The organism is Nocardia sp. FBN12 (assembly GCF_050320175.1).
GTDB lineage: Bacteria > Actinomycetota > Actinomycetes > Mycobacteriales > Mycobacteriaceae > Nocardia.
The window spans coordinates 6,391,700-6,416,297 of record NZ_CP190048.1 but is presented as its reverse complement, the minus strand read 5'-3'; the positions used below and the strand labels follow the sequence as shown (position 1 = coordinate 6,416,297).

Here is a 24,598-nt window from a genome sequence, read left to right as displayed (position 1 = left end):
TGATGATCATGCCGGGGGCGCGCTCGTCCCCGGTCGGCCACCCGCCTGAGCACCACCCCGACCTTCGGCGGCGCCACTGGACTGCGCGGCGGTGTCGGCCAGCGCACCAACCGCTTCGGCGGCCTTGGCATCACCGGCAGCCTGGATCCCACTCGACATCCGCAGCGGAACCTCCTTCCAGAACAACACCAGCAGCAGTGCGATCAGGGCCACCGCGGACGCGACGAGGAAAACCGTCGACATCGAGTCGGCGAAGCCCACCTGGAAGGGCTTGGCGAGTTCGGGGTCGAGTTGCTGGATGATCGAGCTGTCCTGCAGCACGGTGCCCGCGGCCGAAGTATCGTGCGCGAGCAGCCCCTTGGCGAGTGCGGCGTCGACCGGGTTGGTGCTGCGCGCGCCCTCGATCACGGCCTGCTGGTAGGCCGGGTCCGCGGCCGACTGCCGCATTTCGGCGGTGATGTTCGGCGTGAGCAGTGAGAACAAGATCGAGAGGAACACCGCTGCGCCGAGAGTGCCACCGATCTGGCGGAAGAAGGTCGCCGACGCGGTCGAGACGCCCATGTCCTTGGGTGGCAACGCGTTCTGCAACGCCAGGGTCAGCGGCTGCATGAGATTGCCGAGGCCGAAGCCGGTGGCCATCATGAACAGCATCGCCAGCCACAGCGGGCTGTCGGCGTCGAGCAGATGCAGCAGGAACAACCCGAGCGTCAGCATGACCGCGCCGATCACCGGGAAGGCCCGGTAGCGACCGGTTTTCGAGATCAGCCGACCCGACAGGATCGAACCGATCATCATCCCGAGCACCATCGGCAGCATCTGCAGACCGGCCTCGGTCGGCCCCGCGCCACGCACCACCTGCAGGTACTGCGGAAGCAACAACATGCCGCCGAACATCGCCGCACCGACGACGAACGAGATCACCACACCGAGCGTGAAAGTCACATTGTCGAAGATCCGCAGCGGGATCAGCGCCGCATCGCCCATGAACTTCTCGATCGCGACGAACCCGACCAGACCGACCGAGCCGATCACATAACAGATCACCGAAGAGGTACTGCCCCAGCCCCATTCGCGCCCCTGTTCGGCCACGATCAGTAGCGGAACCAAGCCGACCGCGAGCACCATCGCCCCCGCGAAGTCGATGCGGTGGGTGGCGTGCGGCTTGCGCGGCAGTTGCAGCACCCGGGTCACCACCACCAGGGCAAGCAGCCCCAGCGGCACGTTCACCAGGAACACCCAACGCCAGCCGGTGATGCCGAGGATGGTGTCCTGCCCGGCCAGCAGACCGCCGAGCACCGGTCCGAGCACACTCGAAATACCGAATACCGCAAGGAAATAGCTCTGGTAGCGAGCGCGTTCACGGGGCGCGATGATGTCGCCCATGATGGCCAGCGCCAGCGACATCAGCCCGCCCGCGCCCAGACCCTGGAAGGCACGGAACGCAGCCAGCTGATACATCGAGGTGGCCAGCGTGCACAGCAGCGAACCGACGATGAACAGCCCGATCGCCGCCAGGAAGAACGGCTTGCGGCCGAACATGTCCGACAGCTTGCCGTAGAGCGGGGTACTGATCGTCGCGGTGATCAGGTAGGCCGTGGTCGCCCAGGCTTGCAGCGAGTAGCCGTCGAGGTCGTCGGCGATGGTGCGGATGGAGGTCGACACGATCGTCTGGTCGAGCGAGGCCAGCAGCATGCCGAGCATCAGCCCGGACAGGATGGTCAGGATCTGGCGGTGGGTGAAGCCGGCGGGGGAATCCACCGGGGGCGCCGCTGTGGTTGTCACGAATCGTTCTCCGTCGAGGTGGTGCTCAGAGCATGCGGCCGGGCGAGCAGGGCCGGGCGAGCGTGGTCGTAGTCGTTCACGAAGCGGGTGAGCAGACCGGCGAAACTCGCACGGTCGTCGGGCGACCACTGCTCGGTGATGATCGCGATGGCGTCCTGGCGGCGCGCGCGGATCCGGGCGGCGACGTCGCGGCCCTCGTCGGTGGCCTGGAGCACGGTCGCGCGCCCGTCGTCCGGGTCGGCGGTTCGGACCACCAGGCCACGTCCGACCAGCTGGGCGACCTGCCTGCTCACCGTCGACGCGTCCGAGTGCACCGCCTCGGCGAGCGCGCCCGAACGCATCGCGCCGTCGCAGACCAGCCGGAACAGCACGATGAACCCGGCCGGGTCGATTCCCGAGGCGTCGTTCATCTGGGCCAGCGAGCGGTCACGCAGGCGGTGCAGCCGGACGAGCTGGGAGGCGATCGTGTCGATCGCCTGCTCGATCTCGCTCATCTTTCACCTTTACTTGCATCATACAATTAGTTGTGAAATGCAAGTATGTAGGCAGAACGGTCGCCGGGGCAACCGTTTGAACTGCCTTTACTCGCCCTTGAACTCCGGCGCGCGCTTCTGGAACACCGCCGTCATCGCCTCGGTGAGGTCCTTCGACGGCAGGAACGCCGCGTTCCACGTCGACACATAACGCAGGCCGTCGGCCACCGCCGGGCTGGTCCGCTGCTCGAGCACGTCCTTGATGCCCTGCACCACCAGCGGCGGGTTGCCCGCGATCTCGCGCGCCATCGCGTGCGCGGCGGCCAGCACGGCCTCCTGATCGTCGAACACCTCGTTCACCAGACCCATCCGCTCGGCCCGCGCCGCGTCGATGTCCTTGGCGGTGAACGCCAGCTCACGCAGGTTGCCCTCGCCGATGATGCCCGGCAGCCGCTGCAGCGAACCGATGTCGGCGACGATCGCGACCTTCGCCTCACGCAGACTGAACTTGGCATCCGCGCTGGCCAGGCGGATATCAGCAGCCGCGATCAGGTCGAGCCCACCACCGATGCACCAGCCCGACACCGCCGCGATCACCGGCTTGGTGCACTCGGCCAGCGCCGTCACCGAGGCCTGCATCCGGCGGACCTCCTCGAGGAACGCCGTGCGCGGTGCCGCCTTCGCGTCGTCGGCCAGCACCGGCGCCAGCATCCCCCCGGTCGCGGCCAGGTCGAGACCGTACGAGAAGTGCTTGCCCGACCCCGTGATCACCACGGCCCGGACCCGCGGATCCGCGTCGAGCTCGGCGAAGACCTCCGGCAGCTCACGCCAGAAATCAGGTCCCATCGCATTGCCCTTACCCGGCCCCGTCAACGTCACCTGAGCAACGTTGTCAGCGATATCGACGGTAAAAGCCTTCCATTCACTCATACCCTGATTATTGCCTGCCGCCCCACCATGCAACCCCCCGCGTCCACACCCCCGCAAACCTGAGATCCGCCATGACCGCACTCCCAGCCCCGCACGACCCGACCTCGAGGAGGGTCCGCCGCGAAGCGGCGTAGCGGCCCGGCCGCGAGTTAGCCGCCGTTGCGTCCGCGGCGCAGCCGCCAGCAACGGCGGCTAACTCGCGGCCCCCCAGGGGCCGCGCTCGAGCGCGCCAGCGCTCCAACAAACACAGCGTCAAACCTCTGGGACTACCGAACACCTGGTCCCGACCACAACCCCCGACACACAACCCACCACGGACTCGTCCTCAGACCCCCAGTAACACAGCACATTTCCCGCAATCCCTCTACTCTGGATGACATGCGCAGGTCGTCATTGCCGCCGGTCGCATGCCGGGTCGCGGAAACTCTCATCGCTCGCGGGCACCACGGCGTCATCGTCTGCCCCGAGACGCCTGCCCCCACCGCCGCCGATGCCGCCCGCGCCATGGGCGCCCAACCCACCGCGATCCTCACCGCCCAGGTCTTCCTCCTCGACGACGACCCCGTCCTGCTCCTGGTCGCCGACCACCACCGCGTCGACCTCGCCCGCACCGGCAAACGCCTCGAAGGCACCCTCACCCCCGCCCCCACCGCCCTGGTCGAACGCATCACCGGTCAACCCATCGACGGCACAGCCCCCTTGGGCCACCCCACCAACCTCCCCACCTGGGTAGACACCGCCCTCGCCGCCCACCCCGAAGTCTGGGCCGCGGGCGGCCACCCGAACACGGTGTTCCGCACCAACTTCCGCGAACTGGTCCGCATCACCGCGGGCCTACCGATCGAGATCGACTGAAGCTAGCGGCGATCGGCGTAGGGGTCGACCAGAGTCTTCGGGGTATGGGCGGTCTCGAGTACACCCTCCGGAAAACGGGGACCTGCTGCGTAATATCTGGCACGAGTGCGGCCCACTGGGACAAGCACCTCGCGGCGCACCATCTCGCGTAGATCACGCTGTGCCTGTTGGGTATTGAGCCCTTCCGCCTGCTCGTACCTGGTCCGACGCACGCGACCCGACATGGCCACATCGTGCAGTGCGGACACGATGCGTTCGTCGGAACCGGCCGCCCGCAAGTAGTCCGAGGACCCTTCCCACACCCGCCGCGAACGCTCGACTCGCGCGTGTACGGTCTGCGCCTGCTGGTGATAGGCAGTCAGACTGAACCGGATCCATTCGGACACATCCTGATCAGGCCGGTACACACTGCCCCGCCGCCCGAGTACCTGGTAGTACTCCCAGGTATTACCAGGCCTCCCGAGCCACGCCTCGATGGAGGAGAACTCCGGCGCGATGACACCTTCGCGCGCGATCATCAATGTCTGCAGCGACCGCGCCATCCGGCCGTTGCCGTCAGCCCAGGGATGAATCGACACCAGATGCAGATGCGCCATCGCGGCGGAAATCAGTGAATGTGTCGCCGTCGGCGTGTTCAGCCAATCGACCAGCTCACCCATTAGCGCAGGAACCTGCTCGACATCAGGCGCGGTGTAGGCAGCGATGCTCGGATCGCGGGCGTCGGTGACAAAGACCGGGCCACGTCGCCACTGCCCCGCGGGCTTGCGGGGCGAGTGCCGGTGCCCCTGGAGCATCCAGTGCAGGGAGTTGATAAATCCTGCGCTGTATTCGAAGTCCTCGACATCGTGCAGTGTCTGGATATAGGTCATCATCCGCGCATACGCCGAGGTCTCGGCACGATTCTCGTCCGAGACCTCGACGTCACGCTCGCCGGCCAGCAGGTCCTCCACGTCGACCGTCGAGACCTTGAACCCCTCGATCGAGTTGGACGCCGACACCGCGTCGGCGGTCAAAAACTTCCGCAACCCGCCTACCCAGACGGCCGGCACACTCTGTAGCTCGTACCGAAGGGACTCGCGCATCTGGTCGACCTCGGCGAGCACCACTTCGTCGTCCGACGACAGCTTCGGTGTGGGAAACAGCATCCCTAATGATGTATTGACGCAATCATTACGTCAACAGTTGCTCCGGGTGAGTTGGATCAAACGGACACAGCGGGCGCCGGAGTGGTTGGGTGGCGAGCGTAAGTTGGGGGCGGTGGGCGATGTGCAACCTTCTGAGACCGGACTGGTGGTTCCCGACGATCTGAGCGGGATCACGGCTGAGCAGTATCGGGCTTCGATGCGGCACTATCCGGCCGGCGTCACGGTAGTGACTCTCGGAGCGGAGAGTGGGCCGGTCGGATTCACCGCGACATCCTTCGCGTCGCTCTCGTTGGAGCCGCCACTGGTGTCGTTCAATATCGCCCACACCTCATCGAGCATCGACGCGTTGCGAGCCGCGGACTCGGTGGTGATCCACTTCCTGGGTGAACACCAACACCACTTGGCCCACCGCTTCTCCCGCACCGCGGCCGACCGCTTCACCGACCGCTCCCTCTGGACCACCCTCGACACCGGTGAACCAGTCCTGCACGGCACCCCCATCTGGCTGCGCACCACCGTCCACAAACTCATCGACCTCGGCGACCACACCCTCGCCGTAGGCCTGGTCACCCGAGTCCACGACCAAACCGAAGAGTCCCCCTCCGCGGCCCCGCTGCTGTACTACAACGGCAAATACCACCGCCCGACAGCACTCGACACCTGATCGAAAACCTCTGTTGATGAGCGAGTTCCGCGTGACCGGCGTCTTCCCTGTGAGCGTGAGACCGAACCCGTCCGTAGTCGGCGATGCCATCGGCGAGTTCGAAGTAGGCGGCCGTGTCGAACTCCGACGAGCAGATCAGGTCGTCGCCCACGGAGTCCTGGAAGCGATCGAGTTCCTCTGCTCCCCGAGAGCCAGATTCGCCCTCATCTTCTCGGACACGATCTCCCAGTACATCCGCACCGACGACGTCATTCATTCGTTGGACGCGACCGACCACGTGATCGCCACCAACGGCAGTGCGTCGAGACTGGCAGCCGATTGAGCAGGGTGCCGCACCTTCGGGCAACTCCGTCGATCGCCTATTTTTCGCAGGCGATGCCGTCCCCGTCTCGGTCCAAGTTGGAGCTGTAGCCGGGGTCGCCCCGGTGAAGCGGGGCGGCGCCAGCCGCTTTGGCAGCCTTGCAATTCGGGTAATAGGCGCTTGCCGGCGCGGGCGCTTCTGGCTCCGGGACTGGCGCAACACGTGGGGCAGGCACTTCGACCGTCGTGGTCGGCACAGGGATAACGACGGGTGGCGCAAGCGTCGTGGTCGGCGCAACGGGAGCCACAGGTACATCGATTGTCGTGGTCGGCGCGAGCGTCGACACGGTCGATGAGGTGGTCGTGGGCTGCGTCATCGAAGTTGTTGTAGTAGTGCTGGATTCGACAATGCGAGTTGTCGAAGTGGGCGATATCCGTGCGGCGGGAGCTGGTTCGTCGTCGCCGAGACCGGCGACCACCGATAGACCGAGCACGCCGGCGACTCCGATCCCGGCAATCAGCGGCCATCGCCGCTTCTTCCCGGGTTCCCTGGGTGGACGAGCCCACGGATCGGACGGCGGAATCGGCTGGGCCACTCTGTCCCCTTTGGATTTACGGGCAATCTCGGGGGCTTCATCGCGACAGGTCCGATACGCGTTACCCAATCTGACGGAGTGTCAAACCAGCAGATTTCTCGACTTCGGCTCGCTGGATTTCCCGGTACGGGCGAGATGCCGCTATCCGACAACCGGACGGCCGACGGGACCGGCGTAATCGTGCGATCTCCCCTCGTGCCAATCAGAATTCCGACTGGGAAGGCCCGGTTGCACGATTACGCCGGGTCGGTGTTCAGGCGAGCAGGCAGGGGGCCGCGCCTTCGGGGGAAGCGGCGGTGAGGGGGCGGGTTTCGGGGGTGGGGTTCCAGTGGCCGTCGGTGGCGGCGTAATTCCAGGTGGGGCCGTTGGTGACCAGGGTGGCTACCGCTTCGATCAGGCGGTCTACGTCAGCAGCGGTGGTGCCGAGGCCGATGCTGGCTCGCAGGGCCGCGTCGAGGCCGAGGCTCGCGAGGAGAGGGTGGGCGCAGAAGCGGCCGTCGCGGACGCCGATGGCGTGTTCGGCGGAGAGGTACGCGGCGACTTTGCCGGGGGCGAAATCGGCGACCGTGAAGGCGACGATGCCCACACAGTCAGGGCTGTCGGACCAGATGCTGACCAGGTCGACACCGGAGATCGCGCAGAGTCCGTCGCGCAGGCGATCGGCAAGGAAGCGTTCGTGGGCAACGAGTTCGGTGGGGTCGATGGCGGCGAGTGCGTCGCACGCGGCGGCAATAGCGGCCGCGCCGAGAACATTCGGCGATCCGGCCTCGTGCCGCTGGGGCGCGCACGCCCACTCGACCTCTGTCACGCCGACATCGCGCACCGCACCACCACCGGCAAGGTAGGGCTCGCCCTGGTCCAGCCAGTCCCGCCGGCCGACGAGCACGCCCGAACCGAACGGCGCGTACAGCTTGTGCCCGGAGAACGCGAGGTAGTCGATCCCCGTCTCGCGCAGGGAGATCCGGCGATGCGGAGCCAGCTGAGCGGCGTCGACGAGGATGCGCGCACCACACAGGTGAGCGACGCGTGCGAGCCGTTCCAGCGGCAGCACCTCACCGGTGACGTTGGACGCTCCGGTCACCGCGAGCAGCGCGGCAGGCTTGCTGCACAGCTCGGCGACCACACGCTGAATCGTCTCCTCGACCGTGGCGGCGGCCCGCACGACGCGACGGCCGTGCTCGGTCCACGGCAGAAAGTTCGCGTGATGCTCGATATCGAGCACCACGGTCTCCCCCGGCACGCACCCGGCCAGCAGGTTCAGCGAATCGGTGGTGTTGCGCGTGAACACCACCACCTGGTCGTCATCGGCATCGAGGAACCGGGCGACCGATCCCCGCGAAGCCTCGTAGCACTCGGTGGAGATCCGCGAGGCGTACCCCGCGCCCCGATGCACGCTGGCGTAGAACGGCAGCAACTGCGAAATCCGGTCGGTGACCTGCTTCAACGCAGGCGCGCTTGCCGCGTAGTCGAAGTTGGCGTAGGAGCTGGTACCGCCTTGAACGAGCGGAACCTGCAGGTCAGCGCCGGTGACAGCGGCGATGGCACAGGTGGGGTCGATTACAGCAGTCATGACGAAATCCCGTCGGCTCAGGGACCCGCTCCACAAGAGTTGGCCCGCGCTTGCCGCGCCCAATCCGGACGTCAGCCAGGTCGTCACCCGGAGCACCCCACCGCGGAGGAGGGTTGCCGACCAGCAAGCCGGGGCTGAACGCTGGTACTCGTGACCTGCAACGAGAGTGACAGACGACCGCGGGCGATGTCAACCACCGCGCCGAAAGTGCCAGCACTGCGCACCAGCGCCTCGAACACTGCACACCAGCGCCCGCTGGGCACGCCCGAAGCGAAAAGAATCGCCCATGACCCGGCGTGGCGGAACTAGCATCCGACGAAGGGAATTGCTGCGCTGAGGGCTCGGCAGATCAATGTGGCGCTGCGGGTGGGGTCCGATGTCAAACCGGTACACAAGGGGTGAACTTTGCCCATGATGGACGCCGTACGATCGAGTGAAGCGAAAACAGTCCACGCATACGATCGGAAGAAGACCATGTCACACGCCTTGAGCTCCACTTCGGCGGACGTGAGCGCCGATCTGCCCGATGAATTCGTCCACCTGGCCAGATTGGCGTTGGCCGGGCGTGAACAGGATGTCGCGATGTTCGTGCGGCGTGCCGCGCGGCGACACCGCCATGCCAGCCCTCAGCTCGCCGATGCGCTCATCGCGCTGCTGCGACAGAACCCCACGCGCGCCAATCCCCTACGCGCGGAAGTGGATACGCCGATTCCGGTCGACGGCGACAGCCGGCTGCCGCTGCTGCGGGTGATCGCGCCCGGCTCCACCGCCGAAGTGCCGATCCTGGCCGCCGAAACCTACGCCGTGCTCACCCAGATCGTCGACGAACGCAAGCAGGCCGACCGGCTGGCCGCCGCCGATCTCACCCCGGCGAGCAGCCTGCTGTTCGTCGGTCCGCCCGGCGTCGGCAAGACGATGGCCGCGGCCTGGCTGGCTCACCAACTGTCGCTGCCGCTGGTGGTGCTCGACCTGGCGACCATCATGAGCAGCCTGCTCGGCAAGACCGGCACCAACCTGCGCCACGCCATCGATTACGCCAAACAGCGGCCGTGCGTGCTGCTGCTCGACGAGCTCGACGCCATCGCCAAACGCCGCGACGACGACCGCGACGTGGGCGAACTGAAACGCCTGGTGACGGTGCTACTGCAACAGATCGACGACTGGCCGACCGGCGGTGGCCTCGTCATCGGCGCGACCAACCACGCCGACCTGCTCGACCCGGCCGTGTGGCGACGCTTCGACGTGAGCGTGGAGTTCGCACTGCCCGAGGCCGAGCAACGCTGCGAGGCGATCCGCCGGTTCGCCGGGCAACCACTGCCCGACGGCGCGGTGGACGCGGTGGCGCTCGCGTCGAAAGGCTTGTCGTTCAACGACATAGAACGGACCATGCTGCGGTTGCGCAGGCGTTGCGTGCTCGAGGACCAGCTACTGCCCGGCTTGATGGCCGAGCATTCCGCACGACTAGTAGCTGAACTTCCCAAAACGGATCGGTTACGGCTCGCCCAGACGCTGACCGGCGTGTCAGGCTTGTCTCAGAGACAGATCAGTGCGCTCACGGGGGTCTCGCGTGACACCATCCGTGGCTTCACACATCGACGGGAATAACGTGGCAGCTGGGGGGATTACGGGTGGCGGGACCGCGATTTCTGATCGGCTTCGGTGAGCGACTGACCACGCCCATCTCCCCCAGCAGATCCGGTGGTTCGCCGCAGCCGCCGTACACGGTGCAGCAGGCGCGGGCCCGCCTCGCGCCGATGCTGAGCGCGGCGACCGCGAGTGCCGACTCGTTGCCGAAAACGGCCTGCCCGGAGGACGAGACGGTCACCGCCGTCACCCTGCATCCGCAGTATCTGTCCAAAAGTGGTTATCCCACAAGGCTTCTCACCTCGATGCAGCTCGACCCGCTCGGCAGCAGGCCGGTGGCGATCGCACCCCTGCACGGCAAACCACGGGCTAGCACCCTGCTGTTCTTGGCTACGACCCGGGTGAATCTGCAGTTGCTCGCCGCGCGGCTTCGCGCGGACGCACCGCTCGGCGGCGCCGAGAACGGCATCGTCAGCCTCGAGGAATTCCGCCTCAACAACCCCGACGACAGGCTGAGACTCGCGGCAGCGCCCCGCGATTCGGAGACAGTCGCCGAATTGGTCCTGCACTCCGACCGCGATATCACCCTCCAGGGTCTGCTCGATTTCTCCCGTGATCTCGACCTCGACGTCGCCATCGATCGCAGGCTCGACAACGGCGGCCTTGCCTTCGTACCCGTCACCGGCACCAACGCCGCCATCGCCGCGCTCGCCGGCTACTCGTTCACGCGGGTGATCCGCCGCATGCCGCGCATGCGTACCCAACTCGGACGCGAAACAGCGACCAGAACCACGCTTTCCACGTTCCGCCCGGCACTGCCGGCAGCCGAACCGACCGATCGCGAACTCACCATCGCGGTCTTCGACGGCGGCCTGCCCACCGAAACCCCGCTGGCCCGCTGGGTCGACGCCCACACTTTCGCCGACAGCGCAGCGCCGCACCGCAACTACCTCGACCACGGCCACCGTGTCACCTCCGCCCTGCTGTTCGGCAGCGTCGACCCAGTGCACCCGGTCCCGGTCCCGTACGGCTTCGTCGACCACTATCAGGTACTCGACGAGGACACCGACGACGACCAGTGCGAGCTGTACACGGCGATCGAACGCATCGATACCGTGCTGCGCCAACGCAAGTACGAGTTCGTCAATGTCAGCATCGGCCCCGAACTCCCGATCGAGGACGACGAAGTGCACGCCTGGACCGCGTTCTGGGACGACTACCTCAGCGACGGCACGACCCTGGCGACCATCGCCGTCGGCAACAACGGCGAAGCCGACAAGCCCAGTGGCAATGCGCGCGTGCAGGTTCCGGCCGACAGCGTCAACGCGCTGGCGGTCGGTTCATCGGATCGTGTCGGCGCGCAGTGGAACAGGGCGCCGTACTCCGCGATCGGACCCGGTCGCTCCCCCGGCACCGTGAAGCCTGACCTGCTGGCCTTCGGCGGCAGCGATCACGAACCGTTCCACGTCGTCGGCCCCGACGGCACCGCCGTCCCCGACTCCGGCACCAGCTTCGCCGCCCCGATGGCATTGCGCGCGGCGCTGGGCGCCCGCACCCTCTTCGGCCCGAAACTCGGTGCGCTCGATCTGAAAGCCCTGCTCGTCCACACCGCCGAAAGACGCACCAGCTCTCCGGATTCCGATTCCGGACACGGCCGCATCGCCGCCACCCTGGCCGACATGGTCCTGTGCGGCGACGGCGAAGCCCGGGTCCTCTACCAGGGTGAACTCACCCCGGCGAAGTATCTGCGCGCCCAGATCCCGCTCCCCGCGGCACTGCCCGCCGGCATGGTCAGAATTCGCGCCACGCTCGTCTACGCCACCCCGGTCGACCCCGCCGACCCCGGCAGCTACACCCGCAGCGGCCTCGACGTCACCTTCCGCCCGCACGACGAGAAGTTCGCCGAATCGACCAGAATCCACCCGGATTCGGCCCCGTTCTTCCGCGCCACCGAGCTCGACCCCGAGGCGGTGCTGCGCCGCGACTCGTACAAGTGGGACACCGTTCTGCATGCCGAGCGGAGCAAGCGCGTCAACAGCCTGCGCAACCCGGTCTTCGACATCCACCACAACGCGCGTGAGGCGGGCCATCCCACCGCGACCGCACAGCCGATCCGCTACGCGATGGTGATCACCGTGCGCCACGCCAAGGTCGACGACCTGTACGAGCGGGTGCTCAGCGCGTATGTCACCCAGCTGGAGGCGTTGCGCCCGACGATCGAGATCCCGCTCGATGTCTGAGTTCCCGGCGGAGATCTTCGTCGATCCGATCGCGGCGCGGCGGCTGAGCTGTCAGAGCGTGTACCGGCTGCAACACCTCGGCGCGCGGCTGTTTCCGTGGCAGGAGGAGACGTTCACCGAACTCCTGCTCGGCCATCTGACCGGCGTCGACTATCGCATCGACGCGCCGTGCCCCGATTGTGTGCCGCCGCGCCGATGCACGTCGTGGGGATCGGCCGCACAGACAACAGGATCCGGCGGGCTCAGGCTGCTGACCCGGCCCGAGGAAGGTGGCAATCGGGCTCGCGGAAGGCGCGGCGTCGGCGCGGATTTCATCTACAGCGTGCAGGAACCCTCGGGTGCGCGCGAGGTGCGATTGCTCGTCCAGGCCAAGCGGGCCAGACGCGGTGAACCGATCAAATCGGCTGCCCTCCCTTCCGCGCAACGATCCGACTTGCAGGACGCCGCAGCGCATTTCGGTGCGACCGCGTACTACCTGTTCTACGCCGAATCCGAGTCGGCCCACGTCGGCCACCTCACCCGCTGCGCCGAGCACACCAGCCCCTCGGACACCTCGATCGTGATCGTCCCCGCGCAGGTCCTCACCCGCGCGTTCGACGAGGAAAAGCGGGGTTCGATCGCGGCCGACCTCGTCTTCGCACTCGGCCGCACCCTGCTGTGCCTCGACGGCTGCGTTCCCGCGCCGGGCCTCTCCGCCTTCGACCGTGTCCTCGGCTTCGTCCGCGAGGACAACCCCGGCTACCAGCCGGTCGACCCCGCGACGCGGCTGCCCGGCACCGCTGTCGTCACCGTCATCGGCACCCGCGCCAAACCACCACGTCGCCCACCTTCGCGCCGCGTGACCCGCGCGGGCCAGCACGTCGGCGACGGCGAAATCCTGTGGGTCGACCTGAGCGCCGCCGACCGCTGGGCACAGCAATCCGCGCCCGCCGCAAAAAACGCGACACCGCCGACGCACTCGAAGGAACCCGCCGACAGCCTCGCACCGACGGCTCCCGACGGACCTGCGTCGGCATCTGCGGGCGACGCCTCGCTCGGGTCCACTCCGGGCGAGACCACACCAGGGCGGGAGCCCAGCTGGTACGACGGCGTCAGCGCAGGCAGATTGCGCGAGCGAACGAGTAAGTACTGGCGACTCGCACTGCACCGGGCGGTTGCGGTCCGATACGTAGCGGCCTGGGCCGACGGCGACGTGCGGGCGGTCTATCGCGTCGTCGACGACTCCCTGATCATTCACCACGATCACGGCGGCAAGATCTCCTTCGATCTCACCGACGTCGACCCGGAATCGACCCTGCACGCCCAGATCGTCCGCCGTGCCGAGGCTTATCAGTCCGCGCGCTCGCCACGCGCACGCAACGTGGTCGGTTACCCGTAACCGATTGCCCCCGAGTTGCCTGATCACACCCAGTTTCCAACCATCTACGCACCCCATGATGGACACCCGAGATGATTGGGCTCCTCCACTATTTGCTAGAGTTCCCTCTCATGTCCACGAACACGAACTCCGTCCGCGGCCTGCCGCGCTACCCGGTGTACGCGCTCGGACGGCTCACCAAGGCCCTGCACGCCGAGATCGACGTCCCCTTGCGCGATCACTGGGTACTCACCTTCATCTCGGAGAACGCCGACCTGACGCAGAAGAAAGTGGGCGACGCGCTCGGTATCGACCGCAGTGAAGTCGTCCGCCTGATCGACGCGCTGGAACGGGCCGACCTGGTAGAGCGCACCCGCGACGGCAAGGATCGCCGCAAATACCGGCTGCGGATCACCGAAGCAGGGCGCAAGCAGTGCAAACGCACCGACAAGCTGATCGCCGAGGCCACCGCGCGCGTGCTGAGCAGCCTCACCGAAGACGAACAGCGAACGCTGCACCGGCTCGCGGTCACGGCGCTGGGCGAACTGCCGGAATCGCCGTCGTGAACAGCGCGGACGGCACGCCGTTCGCTGCCGCCCGGCAACACCCGCACCGAGTACCGTTGGCATCTGGTGACCATCCTGTTTGCCCTCCGGTAACCCGCTCATGAAACAACAGACACCACCGATGGGGGTCAACCGATGAGAGGTGGACTGAGCACGATGCTCGAGCCACACACTGAGGTACCGGCGGTCCTGCGCGATCCGTTGCTGCGCGCGGATCTCGCCGCGCCGCCGCGCACCCTGGTCGACATCCTGACCAGCACCGCCCTCGCCCACCCCGACGCACCGGCCATCGACGACGGCACCGTCGTGCTCAGCTACCTGGAACTGATCGCCACGATCGAGGCCAGGATGGCCGAACTCACCGAGGCGGGCGTGCGGCCGGGCGACCGGGTAGGCGTGCGGATGCCGTCGGGCTCCGCCGCGCTGTACGTGACGATTCTGGCCGTGCTCTACTGCGGCGCCGCCTACGTCCCCGTCGACGCCGACGACCCAGAGGAACGCGCCAAGCTCGTCTTCGGCGAGGCCAGGGTGAGCGCGATCGCCACCGCCGACGGCATCGAGTCGGCCACCACTGCCGAAGGCGAACACGACTGGAACACCCTGCCCACCCCCGCCGACGACGCCTGGATCATCTTCACCTCCGGCTCCACCGGCACTCCCAAAGGTGTTGCGGTCTCGCATCGCAACGCCGCCGCCTTCGTCGACGCCGAGGCACGCCTGTTCCTCCAGAAGGCGCCCATCGGCCCCGGCGACCGCGTACTGGCCGGCCTGTCGGTGGCCTTCGACGCCTCCTGCGAGGAAATGTGGCTGGCCTGGCGCAACGGCGCCTGCCTGGTCCCCGCCCCGCGCGACCTGGTGCGCACCGGCGCCGACCTCGGCCCCTGGCTGATGCGCCGCGAGATCAGCATCGTCTCCACGGTGCCGACGCTGGCCGCGACCTGGCCCGCCGAAGCGCTGGAATCGGTGCGGCTGTTGATCTTCGGCGGCGAAGCGGTACCGCCGGAGCTGGCCGAACGATTAGCGGGCGCCGACCGCGAAGTGTGGAACACCTACGGCCCCACCGAGGCGACGGTCGTCGCGTGCGCGGCCCTGCTCACCGGCGAGATGCCCGTGCGCATCGGCCTGCCGCTCGACGGCTGGGACCTCACCGTCGTCGACCCGCAGGGCAACCCGGTGGGCACAGGCGAAACCGGCGAACTCGTGATCGGTGGCGTCGGCCTGGCACGCTACCTCGATCCCGCAAAGGACGCGGAGAAGTACGCACCGCTGCCCTCGCTCGGGTGGGAACGCGCTTATCGCAGTGGCGATTTGGTGCGCAACGACCGCGATGGCCTGATCTTCCTCGGCCGCGCCGACGACCAGATCAAGATCGGCGGCCGGCGCATCGAGCTCGGCGAGCTCGACAACGCGCTCCAGCACCTGCCGGGCGTCAGCGGTGCGGCTGCCGCGATTCGAACCACCAAGGCGGGCAACAAGATTCTCGTCGGCTACCTCACCGGCGCCGGTCCCGACTTCGACGTGAAGAAGGCCAGAGAGATCCTGGCCGAACAACTTCCGGCTCCGCTGGTACCGCGCCTTGCGGTGGTCGCGGACCTGCCGACCCGCACCTCCGGCAAGGTCGACCGCGACGCGCTGCCATGGCCACTGCCCTCGACCGACGAACCGGCCGAGACAGGACTGTCGGGCACCGCGGCATGGGTGGCGAGCCTGTGGGACGCGATCCTCGGCGCCCAACCCACCGATCTCGACGCGGAATTCTTCGATCTGGGCGGCGGCTCGCTGTCGGCGGCACAGCTGGTCGGCGCGTTGCGTGAGCGGTACCCGCACGTCACCGTCGCCGATCTCTACGAGCACCCGCGTCTCGGCTCGCTGGTCGAACTCCTCGACGGCAGCGCACCGGTCGCGGCCGTCGACGTGCGGGTAGTGCGGCCGACGCCGTTACGCGCGCAGATCACTCAGGTACTCGCCACGATTCCGCTGACCACCCTCACCGGATTGCAGTGGGTCACCTGGCTGACCGTGGTCTCCGGCATCGCGGGCTGGTCGGGCTCGCTACCGTGGCTGCCGCGCCTGTCGTGGTGGTGGATTCTGCTGGCGTTCGTGCTGTTCATCTCGCCGATCGGCCGGATGACGACCTGCGTGGTCGGCGCCAGAATCCTGCTCGCCGGACTTCGCCCCGGTTCCTATCCGCGCGGCTCGGCGGTGCACCTGAGGCTGTGGGCAGCCGTCCGGCTGTCCGAGGCCAGCGGCGCCGAAAGCCTGTCCGGCGCACCACTGATGGTCCCGTTCGCCCGCGCGCTCGGCGCCAAGATCGGCAAGGGCGTCGACCTGCACAGCCTGCCCCCGGTCACCGGCATGCTCGAACTCGGCGACGGCGCCAGCGTGGAACCCGAAGTCGACCTGTCCGGCTACTGGGTCGACGGCGACATCGTGCACATCGGCGGCATCACCATCGGTGACGGCGCGGTGATCGGCGCCCGCTCGATCCTGTTGCCCGGCAGCAAGATCGGTAAGAAGGCCGAGATCGCCCCCGGTTCGGCCGTGTCGGGCAAGGTCAAGGGCGAACAGGAATGGGCGGGCTCGCCTGCCGCCAAGACCGGCAAGTCGCAGCACCGCTGGCCCGACCACGCTCCCGAACGCGCGCGGCACTGGCTGATCGTGTTCGGTCTGTCCTCGATGGTGCTGGCCGCGATGCCCGTGTTCGGCCTGGCCGTCGGCGGCACCTTCATCGCCTGGTGGGTCCGCGAGGAGACCACCATCGGCGCCGCCGCCGTGCGCGGTTTCGCCATCCTGCCGCTGGCCACCCTGCTCAGTCTCGGCGTGTACGCCGTGGCCACCGTGCTCGCGGTGCGCCTGCTGAGTATCGGCCTGCGCGAGGGCTATCACCCTGTGCGCAGCCGGACCGGCTGGCAGGTGTGGGCCACCGAACGCCTGCTCGACTCCGCGCGCACCTTCCTGTTCCCGCTCTACGCCAGTCTGCTCACGCCGGTGTGGCTACGGCTGCTCGGCGCGAAGATCGGCAAGAACGTCGAGGCGTCGACCGTGCTGATGCTGCCCAAGTTCACCGTGATCTCCGACGGCGCGTTCCTGGCCGACGACACCATGATCGGCAGCTACGAACTCGGCGGCGGCTGGCTGCGGATCGGCGAATCCAAGGTCGGCAAGCGCGCCTTCCTCGGCAATTCGGGCATGACCGCGCCCGGCCGGCGTGTCCCCAAGAACGGTCTGGTCGCGGTGCTCTCGGCCGCGCCGAACAAGGCCAAGGCGGGTTCGTCCTGGCTGGGCAGCCCGCCGGTGCGGCTGCGTCGCGCGACCGAATCCAGCGACACCTCACGCACATTCGATCCACCGCTGCGGTTGAAGCTGGCGCGCGCGTTCGTGGAGACCTGCCGATTGATCCCGGTGATGGTCACCTTCGCCATCGGCCTCGGTGTGCTGCTCGTGCTGGCGCTGATCGCCCGGCACACCGATTACCTTGTCGCAGCGCTTGTTTCGGGTCTGGTACTGATGGTCGCCGGTGCGCTCGCCGGCATCATCGCGGTGGCCGCCAAGTGGTTGATCGTCGGGCGCATTCGCGCGGTGGAGTACCCGCTGTGGAGCTCGTTCGTGTGGCGCAACGAGGTCTCCGACGCCTTCGTCGAAACCGTCGCGGCGCCATGGTTCGCGCGTGCCGCGACGGGTACTCCGGTGATGAATCTGTGGCTACGTGGACTCGGGGCCAAGATCGGTCGCGGGGTATGGTGCGAGTCCTATTGGCTACCGGAGGCGGACCTGGTGACACTCGGTGACGGCGCGACCGTGGAGCGCGGCTGCGTGGTGCAAACGCACCTGTTCCACGACCGCATCATGTCCATGGACACGGTGACACTCGACGCGGGCGCCACCCTCGGCCCGCACTGCGTCGCCCTGCCCGCCGCGCACATCGGCGCGGGCGCCACCATCGGACCGGCCTCGCTCGTGATGCGCGGTGACGTGGTTCCCCCGTCGACTCGCTGGTGGGGCAACCCCATCTCGCCCTGGACCGGTCCCGCCTCGACGCGGGAGTCGAGGCAGCGCGGAGCCGCCTGATGCGGAGCAAGTTCTACGAGGACCCCATCGATAACTACCTGCCGCAGAACGGCAATCGCGGCTACCGCGTGTCGCGCTACGAGCTGGAGCTGAGCTACAAACCGGCCAGCAACCGGCTCGCCGGACGCGTGGTGGTCATCGCGGTCACCACCACGGTGCGCGCGTGGTTCACCCTCGATCTTTCGCAGGCGCTGACGGTGTCGAAGGTGCTCGTCAACGGGTCGAAGGCGGCGAAGTTCGTCCATCAGCAGGGCAAGCTCGCGGTCACACCGCAGCAGAAGATCCCCGCGGGTGGCGTCCTCGAGATCACCGTCCACTACGCGGGCACTCCGAAACCGGTGCGCGGACCGTGGGGCGAGGTCGGCTGGGAAGAGCTCACCGAGGGCGCGCTGGTGGCGAGTCAGCCCAACGGCGCCGCCTCCTGGTTCCCGTGCGACGACCACCCGAGTTCCAAAGCGTCCTACCGGATTTCGATCACCACCGACAGCCCGTTCTACGCGGTGGCCAATGGCGCCCTGGTCGGCAAGCAGGCCAAGGCCAGCCAGACCACCTGGGTGTACGAGATGGCCGAACCGATGGCGAGCTATCTGGCGACGGTCCAGATCGGCAACTACCGCAAGTACCGGGTCGGCGCCGTCGGCGAACCGGTGCCGATGCACGCCGTCATCCCGCCGCGATTGCGGGTGAACTTCGACCACGACTTCGCGCGTCAGCCGGAGATGATGGCGCTGTTCACCGAGAAGTTCGGGCCGTACCCGTTCGACGACTACACCGTGGTCGTCACCGACGACGAACTCGACATCCCGATCGAGGCGCAGGGCATCTCGATCTTCGGTGCCAACCATTGCGACGGCAAGCGCGGCTCGGAACGCCTTGTCGCCCACGAACTCGCGCATCAGTGGTTCGGCAACAGCCTGACGCTGAAGCAGTGGCGCGATATCTGGCTGCACGAAGGCTTCGCCTGTTACGCGGAATGGATCTGGTCGGAGGCGTCCGGCGGGGCGACCGCGGATCAGCTGGCGCGGGCCGCGCGCGCGAACCTGGCGCGTCAGCCGCAGGACATCGTCGTCGGCGATCCCGGACCACGGGACATGTTCGACGACCGGGTCTACAAACGTGGGGCGCTCACCTTGCACGCGCTGCGGCTGGAACTACGCGATCACCTGTTCTTCGAACTGATCAGGGAATGGACCGAGCGGTATCGGCAGTCCTCTGTCACCACCGAGGAATTCGTCGATCTGGCCGGTCACTACAGCGTGGCGCCGCTGCGTGGACTGTTCGCGATCTGGCTGGGCACCAAGCCGCTGCCGCAACTTCCGCCGCTGGGCGGACAGGCGCATCAGAACACCAGGTAGCGCTGGGCCAATTCCTCGATGAGCGGATCGTCGGCAGGCACCATCTCGAGCGCCTCGAGGTCGTCGGCCACCGAGATGGTCCTGGCGTCGTCGCGCTCGGGGTCGGGGCCGTCCTCGGCGAGCTGGCGTTGCAATTTCTGCCGGACCCGGTCTTTCAGTGAATCGCCCATATCTCCAGGTTGCCCGGTAATCGGCCCGCGAACCAGCGTCAGACGGGGGTGAGCCACGTTCCCCACGGCGTGTTGCGGAGCACGGTATAGACGGCGAGCAGGCCGAAGAACGACCACACGATCACCGGGCTGATGCTGGGCATCCGCCAGCGTTGTCCGCGGCGGGCACGCCGGAGCCAGTCGATCACGAAGACGGCGAAGGCGAGGGTCAGTGGCACGGCGAGCAGATTGCTGTGCAGTGAGTCGACGATGTTGCCGTCGGTGAGGTTGTGCATCGCGCGCATCCCACCGCAGCCGGGGCAGTACACCCCGAACAGCGCGTAGACCGGGCACAGGCCGTAGGAACCCTCGACGTGCGGATCGCGGAAATGCAGCAGGGCCAGCGTGCCGATGCCGAGACCGGCGGCGATCAGCGGGGGCGTGAGCCGCCGCCAGGTCGGACGCGCGACATCGGGTGCGGGCTGCTGATTCGGGCCTGCGGCGATAATTCCGGCCGTGACGTGCGCGTTGTCCACTCCCCTACGGTAGCGGCGCCCGATCGCCACCGCCAGCACGCGCCTGGTGGGGATCGAAGCCGAATCGTGTCCGGTGGGTGTAATTTTTCGTCGAATTCTGGCGATTTCACAATGTCAGCGCGTCCGGTGACCCAGTTCACAACAAGTGGGACACTGTGACCCGCTAACACTAGCTAGCACCCCGGCTTGCACTGTACGGTGGCCTACGACACAAAGGAGTGCCGACAATGCTTGCGAAGTCGATGATGACGTTCGCGGCAGCGCGATCCATGGTCTCTCACCTCGAGACCGGCGCACTGACCGCACAGTTCCGTGCCGGGCTGCGGAGCCGCAGTTTCGCGACCGCGAAACTCAACGCCCCCACCGCCGAGCGCCGGGTCGTCCCGGTGACCACCGCGGACGGCGCACAGCTCCGGGTCCACGTCTACGGCCCGGATACCGCCCCCACCCTGGTCCTGATCCATGGCTGGGCCTGCAGTATCGAATACTGGAACCCGCAGATCAACGCCTTCGCCGGCGAGTACCGCGTGGTCAGCTACGACCAGCGCGGCCACGGCGAATCGACCCTCGGCACCGCCGCCCCCAGCGAACACACGCTGGCCGACGACCTGTCCGCCGTGCTCGACGCGACGCTGCGTGGGGATGAGAAGGCCGTCCTGGCCGGGCACAGCATGGGCGGGCTCACCATTCAGGCCTGGGCCAAGCACCATCCCGAGCAGGTGTCGCGGCGCGCGTCCGCGGTGCTGCTCGCCAACACCGCCAATGCCGCGATCCGCTCGGAAACCGACATGCTGCCGATGCTGAACAAGCAGCTCATCGTCGCGCAGTACCCGGTCACCCTGCTCGGCGCGCCGGTGCGGATGCCGCAGCCGGTCAGCGAGTCGCTGCTGTTCGCGCCGCTGCCGATCCCCGGCGGCTGGCTCACCCAGCAGGTGCTCCGCAGCCGCATTCTCACCCCCGAGGCCACCGCCGACGAGGTCGACTTCGCGATGGGCATCATCCGCTCCTGCCGTCCGGTCGCACGGGGGCGCCACGCCGCCGCCATGGCCGACATGGATCTGTCGGCGGGCACCGCCAACCTGAACGTGCCGACCACCGTGATCGCCGGTGCCCGAGACCGACTGCTTCCGCAGCGTCTTTCGCGCCCGATCGTCGACACCCTGCGCCGCACCGGGCATCTGGCCGATTTCCACGTGCTGCCGCACGGCCACCTCGGCAATATCGAAGACACCGAGGCCTTCGATGCGGTGCTGCACCAGGTGCTGCGTAACTCCTTGAACTCTCGGGCCACCCGCCGCAACGTCGCTGCCCGCTGACCCGAGTCAGTTCTCCTGAGACCGATCAACGGCGATCGGCTCAGGGGTAACTCGAGCCGAGGCCCCCGATCTCCCGATCGGGGGCCTTACTCGTTGTCCGGGTCTGAGTCTCGTAGTCAGGGTCTGAGCAGGCCCCAGTACAGCGCCCACAGCGTGAATCCGATTCCGGCACAAACGATCATGGCCCATCGGATACGCGCACCCACGCCTTCCCGAGGACGGCGGACGATGACGAAGACCAGCGCGACCACCGCACCAGCGGCGATCACCTGCAACGCCGCCCATGGCAGGGTGCGACCGAAGACCAGCGGACCGAACTCCGTAGCCCGCGAGGACGCGACGTAAAGCAGCTGGGCGATCGCGCCGACAATACTGATTCCCGCCGCCGCCAACAGGATTCGCGCGGGTGCCACGGTGGGGAGGCGCCATGCCCGGACGAAGCCGGTCAGTGCGTAGCCGAGCAGCGCCAGCACGGTCGCCGAGAGCAGGGCGAGCTGCGCCGTCGGGGATTCCCACCACTTCAGCGGCGTCAGCGGCGTCACGGAATGTCCTTGTGCGGCCGGTAGATCCGCGTCTGCGGTGGCTGTTCCTGGCAGACCCTTCACCCAGTCGCCCATGAGCTGGGCATAACCGGGTGCCAACTCCTCGCCCTTATCGAAACCGTCGGTCGTGGTGAAGCCACCGTGCTGAGCGTTCGGCAGGGTCCGCAGCGTGTAGTTCGTCTTTCCCGCGCGGTCGAAGACTTCCTGGAAGCCGCGCAGGCTGTCGCCCGGTGGGGTCAGCCGGTCCTGCTCACCCCAGATACCGAGCACCGGCTGCTCGATCCCGGCCAGGACGGGCAGTGGATCGTAGTCAGCCTGGGCAAACAGGCCCGCACCCGCCATCACACGGATTCCGTTGCGCCCCAGCACATCGACCATCGAGCCACGCACGCCCGCGGCCTCGAACCTGGTTTCGTTGGCCCAGGTCTGCTGCGCGGCCGGTGCGCCGGAGTTGGCGCCGATCGTGATCAGGAACGCGACATCGGCCGACCGCGACACAGCCAGCGGCGCGACCCAGCCGCCCTCCGACAGTCCCCAGATCCCGACCTTCGCGGGGTCGACCTCCGGCCGATTCCGCAGTGCCGCAACCCCGGCGAGTGCGTCGTCGGCGAGCAGGGAGAAGTCGCGGTGGGCGGGGGTATAGCCCTCGGTGCGCTTGTCGTAACGCAGCGCGACGATGCCTTGGCGCGCCAAAGCTGTTGCCACTTGGGCGTATTGCGGGCTCTTGGCCGTGCCCGATCCGTGCACGAGCACTACGCCGGGTCGACCGGTCGCACCCGCCGGGGCGTGGATCGTCCCGTTGGTTGTCGTCGCGTCGGAGCGGGTGACGGTGATGTCGGTGGTGGCGATGTCGTCCGCCTGTGCGAGCGGAGCGCCCGCTACCGTGGCGGCGAGCACGCCGGCGAACAAGGCAATTCGAAGAAGCATCGATCTACTCGCTGTCGTTCATTCCTGGTGCCGGGAAGGCGATGAACCGGGTCAGCACGCGGCGCGCACCCGGCCTGTCCTCGGCGTGGGTGGCTTGGAATCGTTTGAGGAGCGTGAGGTAGTCCTCGCAGAAGGCCTCGAGCTCCTCCCGTGTCGCGTAGATCGCCCCCCGGGAGAACGGCATCACATCGCCCCATTCGCCGAGCTGATCGCGTTCGTCCCGAAACCGCTGGAACATGTCGATATCGTCGGTGATGTGCTGCGCAACAAGCCCTTCCAGCAGCTCCCGCATCTCCGGCGACTGACCCTTGTCCAGCCGATAGCGCAGATCCTTCGGCGGCGAACGCCACCACCGCTCCTTACCCTTGGCCAGCTCGGGCGCCTCCTCGATGAACCCGTGCTCGGCGAGCTGACGCAGGTGATAACTGGTCGCCCCCGTGTTCTCCCCCAGCCTGGCGCCCAACGCCGTCGCCGTCGCAGGCCCGTTCTCGGCGAGCACCCGCAGGATGCGCTGACGCAGGGGATGCGCCAGCGCCCGCAGCGCCGCGGGATCAGTGATCTCTCTGGGCGGTACCTCGTCTGCCATAGTTGCACGCTACCTTTTGCACAGACATCTGTGCAAAGAACTTTATGCAACATGGTGACGTGACATCATCGACGGCACCCCATCGACCTCGCCCACGAACACGCAACGGTCTGGAATCTCCTCTACGGCCGCTGACGCCGCCAACGCACTGCGAGCACCAAGAAGATCCAAACGGATCGTTAGGCCGCAGCGGCCGCCCGGTCGAATGAATTCACAAGTAAGACAACTAGTCGACTGATGACAGTCGGTGCCAGGACAAGTTCGTAGATACAGCCAGGGCGCCTACCAGAAACATGCCATGACGCTGTCGACGGACACTCGATCAGTCGCGTTCTTGTTCTGCGAGAGCGGTCATTCCGGCTCCGACCTTCTCTGCCAGTTCATCGAGTTCGGCCTTTGCCATGACGAGGTACTCGAGCTTGCCGACTGCGGCGAGTTGCTGTTCGCGAAAGGGCGTCCCCGGCGGGAGCGGCGCTAGATGCCAGTGAACATGCGCGACGCCCTGCATGCTGCCAAAGCTGAATACATACAAGCGTTCGGTGGGCGTGATCTCGGCGAGGACCCGACCGAGGCGATGGACGCGCAGTTGCAATGCGAGGTAGTCGTCCTCGGTGAAGTCCGACACTACGTTCGTCGCGTGGCGTCGAGGTGCAAGCAGACAGTAAGCGTAGAGGCGAGGCCAGGGCGGAAAGAATACGACGCAATGTTCGTCACGATAGACGACGGTTTCGCGCTCACGAGTCGAGTGCTCGTCGGCCAGTTCACAGATGAAGCACCGACCGGCGGCGTTGTCCGCCTGGAGTTGGTCCATGTAGGCGTTGGCATCGATCGTCCCGGTCTGCCTGCCGAATGAGGTGTTGGCACTGCGTTTTCCAGAGTCCTGTGCCGATGCGCTCTGTGGCTCCACAGCTACCGCCCCCATCCGATACGATCGCGCGCCGAATGGCCTCGTCGGAGCTTCGATCGACAACATTCCCCACTATGCGGCCATCCTATGCACGCTCGCGTCTTCCCGCTGACCGGCATCGGTCCTGCGCTGGGTGGGAAGCTGTCACAT

21 protein-coding genes and 1 riboswitch are annotated in these 24,598 nt (G+C 67.2%); of the genes, 10 read left to right on the top strand and 11 right to left on the bottom strand.

Annotation, left to right across the window (positions count from 1 at the left end; genetic code table 11):
- Nucleotides 1-6 precede the first annotated feature (6 nt).
- The 3 genes from ACQHI0_RS30195 to ACQHI0_RS30185 all read right to left on the bottom strand — a co-directional run bounded on the left by ACQHI0_RS30195 (nt 7) and on the right by ACQHI0_RS30185 (nt 3,185).
- A complete protein-coding gene (locus tag ACQHI0_RS30195) occupies nt 7-1,782 on the bottom strand; it encodes a DHA2 family efflux MFS transporter permease subunit (protein ID WP_427905137.1) in 1,776 nt (591 codons plus the stop codon).
- The gene (locus ACQHI0_RS30190) at nt 1,779-2,276 is read right to left on the bottom strand and encodes a MarR family winged helix-turn-helix transcriptional regulator (protein ID WP_427905136.1); all 498 of its coding nucleotides are present in this window, start codon (nt 2,274-2,276) and stop codon (nt 1,779-1,781) included. The genes ACQHI0_RS30195 and ACQHI0_RS30190 overlap by 4 nt, the downstream gene beginning before the upstream one ends.
- An 87-nt stretch (nt 2,277-2,363) precedes the next feature.
- Nucleotides 2,364-3,185 (bottom strand): crotonase/enoyl-CoA hydratase family protein, encoded by an 822-nt coding sequence (locus ACQHI0_RS30185; protein ID WP_427905135.1) that lies wholly within the window; start codon nt 3,183-3,185, stop codon nt 2,364-2,366.
- Nucleotides 3,186-3,563: 378 nt separating this feature from the next.
- On the opposite strand from ACQHI0_RS30185, the gene ACQHI0_RS30180 reads away from it, so the two are divergent.
- Nucleotides 3,564-4,040, top strand: a complete 477-nt coding sequence (locus ACQHI0_RS30180; protein ID WP_427905134.1) for a YbaK/EbsC family protein — start codon at nt 3,564-3,566, stop codon at nt 4,038-4,040.
- A gap of 2 nt (nt 4,041-4,042) precedes the next feature.
- Here the strand turns inward: ACQHI0_RS30180 and ACQHI0_RS30175 are convergent, their stop codons facing one another.
- On the bottom strand, nt 4,043-5,185 hold the full coding sequence (locus tag ACQHI0_RS30175) for a Fic family protein (RefSeq protein WP_427905133.1): 1,143 nt from the start codon (nt 5,183-5,185) through the stop codon (nt 4,043-4,045).
- Nucleotides 5,186-5,381: 196 nt separating this feature from the next.
- On the opposite strand from ACQHI0_RS30175, the gene ACQHI0_RS30170 reads away from it, so the two are divergent.
- Both ACQHI0_RS30170 and ACQHI0_RS30165 read left to right on the top strand, forming a co-directional pair.
- Nucleotides 5,382-5,849, top strand: a complete 468-nt coding sequence (locus ACQHI0_RS30170) for a flavin reductase family protein (protein WP_427909353.1) — start codon at nt 5,382-5,384, stop codon at nt 5,847-5,849.
- A 16-nt stretch (nt 5,850-5,865) separates the two neighbouring features.
- Nucleotides 5,866-6,171 (top strand): hypothetical protein, encoded by a 306-nt coding sequence (locus ACQHI0_RS30165; RefSeq protein ID WP_427905132.1) that lies wholly within the window; start codon nt 5,866-5,868, stop codon nt 6,169-6,171.
- 37 nt (nt 6,172-6,208) lie between these two features.
- Here ACQHI0_RS30165 and ACQHI0_RS30160 read toward each other — a convergent pair whose 3' ends face one another.
- Nucleotides 6,209-6,526 (bottom strand): excalibur calcium-binding domain-containing protein, encoded by a 318-nt coding sequence (locus ACQHI0_RS30160; protein WP_427905131.1) that lies wholly within the window; start codon nt 6,524-6,526, stop codon nt 6,209-6,211.
- A gap of 472 nt (nt 6,527-6,998) precedes the next feature.
- A complete protein-coding gene (locus ACQHI0_RS30155) occupies nt 6,999-8,315 on the bottom strand; it encodes an aminotransferase class V-fold PLP-dependent enzyme (RefSeq protein WP_427905130.1) in 1,317 nt (438 codons plus the stop codon).
- 41 nt (nt 8,316-8,356) lie between these two features.
- A riboswitch (SAM riboswitch) is annotated at nt 8,357-8,471 on the bottom strand.
- A 318-nt stretch (nt 8,472-8,789) separates the two neighbouring features.
- Here ACQHI0_RS30155 and ACQHI0_RS30150 point away from each other — a divergent pair.
- The 6 genes from ACQHI0_RS30150 (at nt 8,790) to ACQHI0_RS30125 (ending at nt 19,485) form a co-directional block, all read left to right on the top strand.
- Nucleotides 8,790-9,920 carry an AAA family ATPase gene (locus tag ACQHI0_RS30150; RefSeq protein ID WP_427905129.1) on the top strand — a complete coding sequence of 377 codons (1,131 nt, stop codon included), beginning with the start codon at nt 8,790-8,792 and terminating at the stop codon, nt 9,918-9,920.
- 23 nt (nt 9,921-9,943) lie between these two features.
- Nucleotides 9,944-12,139, top strand: coding sequence for a S8 family peptidase (locus tag ACQHI0_RS30145; RefSeq protein WP_427905128.1), 2,196 nt, complete (start codon nt 9,944-9,946; stop codon nt 12,137-12,139).
- Nucleotides 12,132-13,517, top strand: a complete 1,386-nt coding sequence (locus ACQHI0_RS30140) for a hypothetical protein (RefSeq protein ID WP_427905127.1) — start codon at nt 12,132-12,134, stop codon at nt 13,515-13,517. The genes ACQHI0_RS30145 and ACQHI0_RS30140 overlap by 8 nt, the downstream gene beginning before the upstream one ends.
- A gap of 110 nt (nt 13,518-13,627) precedes the next feature.
- Nucleotides 13,628-14,062 carry a MarR family winged helix-turn-helix transcriptional regulator gene (locus ACQHI0_RS30135; RefSeq protein ID WP_427905126.1) on the top strand — a complete coding sequence of 145 codons (435 nt, stop codon included), beginning with the start codon at nt 13,628-13,630 and terminating at the stop codon, nt 14,060-14,062.
- 156 nt (nt 14,063-14,218) lie between these two features.
- Nucleotides 14,219-18,130, top strand: a complete 3,912-nt coding sequence (locus ACQHI0_RS30130) for a Pls/PosA family non-ribosomal peptide synthetase (RefSeq protein ID WP_427905125.1) — start codon at nt 14,219-14,221, stop codon at nt 18,128-18,130.
- The gene (locus tag ACQHI0_RS30125) at nt 18,130-19,485 is read left to right on the top strand and encodes a M1 family metallopeptidase (RefSeq protein ID WP_427905124.1); all 1,356 of its coding nucleotides are present in this window, start codon (nt 18,130-18,132) and stop codon (nt 19,483-19,485) included. The genes ACQHI0_RS30130 and ACQHI0_RS30125 overlap by 1 nt, the downstream gene beginning before the upstream one ends.
- Here the strand turns inward: ACQHI0_RS30125 and ACQHI0_RS30120 are convergent.
- Nucleotides 19,470-19,655, bottom strand: coding sequence for a hypothetical protein (locus ACQHI0_RS30120; RefSeq protein WP_427905123.1), 186 nt, complete (start codon nt 19,653-19,655; stop codon nt 19,470-19,472). The genes ACQHI0_RS30125 and ACQHI0_RS30120 overlap by 16 nt on opposite strands.
- 38 nt (nt 19,656-19,693) lie before the next feature.
- Complete coding sequence (locus tag ACQHI0_RS30115; RefSeq protein WP_427905122.1) at nt 19,694-20,170, bottom strand: DUF2752 domain-containing protein; 477 nt, start codon at nt 20,168-20,170, stop codon at nt 19,694-19,696.
- A gap of 227 nt (nt 20,171-20,397) precedes the next feature.
- On the opposite strand from ACQHI0_RS30115, the gene ACQHI0_RS30110 reads away from it, so the two are divergent.
- On the top strand, nt 20,398-21,486 hold the full coding sequence (locus ACQHI0_RS30110) for an alpha/beta fold hydrolase (protein WP_427905121.1): 1,089 nt from the start codon (nt 20,398-20,400) through the stop codon (nt 21,484-21,486).
- Nucleotides 21,487-21,602: 116 nt separating this feature from the next.
- On the opposite strand, the gene ACQHI0_RS30105 is transcribed toward ACQHI0_RS30110, so the two are convergent.
- The 3 genes from ACQHI0_RS30105 to ACQHI0_RS30095 form a co-directional block, all read right to left on the bottom strand.
- Nucleotides 21,603-22,955, bottom strand: coding sequence for an alpha/beta hydrolase family protein (locus tag ACQHI0_RS30105; RefSeq protein ID WP_427905120.1), 1,353 nt, complete (start codon nt 22,953-22,955; stop codon nt 21,603-21,605).
- A 4-nt stretch (nt 22,956-22,959) separates the two neighbouring features.
- Nucleotides 22,960-23,541 carry an ArsR/SmtB family transcription factor gene (locus ACQHI0_RS30100; RefSeq protein ID WP_427905119.1) on the bottom strand — a complete coding sequence of 194 codons (582 nt, stop codon included), beginning with the start codon at nt 23,539-23,541 and terminating at the stop codon, nt 22,960-22,962.
- A 322-nt stretch (nt 23,542-23,863) separates the two neighbouring features.
- Complete coding sequence (locus ACQHI0_RS30095) at nt 23,864-24,514, bottom strand: HIT family protein (protein ID WP_427905118.1); 651 nt, start codon at nt 24,512-24,514, stop codon at nt 23,864-23,866.
- Nucleotides 24,515-24,598 lie beyond the last annotated feature (84 nt).

What these genes read in the sequence shown, in the direction of transcription:
- ACQHI0_RS30190 (WP_427905136.1), bottom strand. Translation starts at nt 2,276, where the DNA reads ATGAGCGAGATCGAGCAGGCGATCGACACGATCGCCTCCCAGCTCGTC.
- ACQHI0_RS30185 (WP_427905135.1), bottom strand. Translation starts at nt 3,185, where the DNA reads ATGAGTGAATGGAAGGCTTTTACCGTCGATATCGCTGACAACGTTGCT.
- ACQHI0_RS30180 (WP_427905134.1), top strand. Translation starts at nt 3,564, where the DNA reads ATGCGCAGGTCGTCATTGCCGCCGGTCGCATGCCGGGTCGCGGAAACT.
- ACQHI0_RS30175 (WP_427905133.1), bottom strand. Translation starts at nt 5,185, where the DNA reads ATGCTGTTTCCCACACCGAAGCTGTCGTCGGACGACGAAGTGGTGCTC.
- ACQHI0_RS30170 (WP_427909353.1), top strand. Translation starts at nt 5,382, where the DNA reads ATGCGGCACTATCCGGCCGGCGTCACGGTAGTGACTCTCGGAGCGGAG.
- ACQHI0_RS30165 (WP_427905132.1), top strand. Translation starts at nt 5,866, where the DNA reads ATGAGCGAGTTCCGCGTGACCGGCGTCTTCCCTGTGAGCGTGAGACCG.
- ACQHI0_RS30160 (WP_427905131.1), bottom strand. Translation starts at nt 6,526, where the DNA reads ATGACGCAGCCCACGACCACCTCATCGACCGTGTCGACGCTCGCGCCG.
- ACQHI0_RS30155 (WP_427905130.1), bottom strand. Translation starts at nt 8,315, where the DNA reads ATGACTGCTGTAATCGACCCCACCTGTGCCATCGCCGCTGTCACCGGC.
- ACQHI0_RS30150 (WP_427905129.1), top strand. Translation starts at nt 8,790, where the DNA reads ATGTCACACGCCTTGAGCTCCACTTCGGCGGACGTGAGCGCCGATCTG.
- ACQHI0_RS30140 (WP_427905127.1), top strand. Translation starts at nt 12,132, where the DNA reads ATGTCTGAGTTCCCGGCGGAGATCTTCGTCGATCCGATCGCGGCGCGG.
- ACQHI0_RS30135 (WP_427905126.1), top strand. Translation starts at nt 13,628, where the DNA reads ATGTCCACGAACACGAACTCCGTCCGCGGCCTGCCGCGCTACCCGGTG.
- ACQHI0_RS30130 (WP_427905125.1), top strand. Translation starts at nt 14,219, where the DNA reads ATGCTCGAGCCACACACTGAGGTACCGGCGGTCCTGCGCGATCCGTTG.
- ACQHI0_RS30125 (WP_427905124.1), top strand. Translation starts at nt 18,130, where the DNA reads ATGCGGAGCAAGTTCTACGAGGACCCCATCGATAACTACCTGCCGCAG.
- ACQHI0_RS30120 (WP_427905123.1), bottom strand. Translation starts at nt 19,655, where the DNA reads ATGGGCGATTCACTGAAAGACCGGGTCCGGCAGAAATTGCAACGCCAG.
- ACQHI0_RS30110 (WP_427905121.1), top strand. Translation starts at nt 20,398, where the DNA reads ATGCTTGCGAAGTCGATGATGACGTTCGCGGCAGCGCGATCCATGGTC.
- ACQHI0_RS30105 (WP_427905120.1), bottom strand. Translation starts at nt 22,955, where the DNA reads ATGCTTCTTCGAATTGCCTTGTTCGCCGGCGTGCTCGCCGCCACGGTA.
- ACQHI0_RS30100 (WP_427905119.1), bottom strand. Translation starts at nt 23,541, where the DNA reads ATGGCAGACGAGGTACCGCCCAGAGAGATCACTGATCCCGCGGCGCTG.
- ACQHI0_RS30095 (WP_427905118.1), bottom strand. Translation starts at nt 24,514, where the DNA reads ATGTTGTCGATCGAAGCTCCGACGAGGCCATTCGGCGCGCGATCGTAT.